This is a genomic window from Olavius algarvensis spirochete endosymbiont (assembly GCA_900608495.1).
Lineage (GTDB): Bacteria > Spirochaetota > Spirochaetia > DSM-2461 > DSM-2461 > UBA2779.
In genome coordinates, this window is sequence record UWYT01000046.1 from 1 (window position 1) to 258 (window position 258).

At 50.8% G+C, this 258-nt stretch carries 1 protein-coding gene; it reads left to right on the forward strand.

Going from position 1 to position 258, the window contains the following annotated elements; all coding sequences use genetic code 11:
• Positions 1-258 (forward strand): hypothetical protein (locus S1OALGB6SA_RS10495; RefSeq protein WP_230204339.1); only part of this gene is annotated, 258 nt, incomplete at both ends.

A 258-nucleotide genomic window follows, 5' to 3' on the forward strand; every position in this document is an offset into this window, starting at 1 on the left:
AAGATATCTTCCGGGGACTGGAGTCGGTTTTGGGGATGTAGTCTCATCAAATGGATATATCGGGGGGATAACGGAGTTTAAAAACAGCGGCAGATCTACCGGCGTCACCCCTAGTGGAGTGAAGACTTTTTTTGCTTCCAATGGACGGGCGAACGGTACGATAATCGAAGCGCCGTCCGGCTCTTCCGATCCCAGTTCTTCGGGCAACATCAGTTTCAGCACCGCAGAATCCACTCAAAGAGCCGGATTTGTCGATAT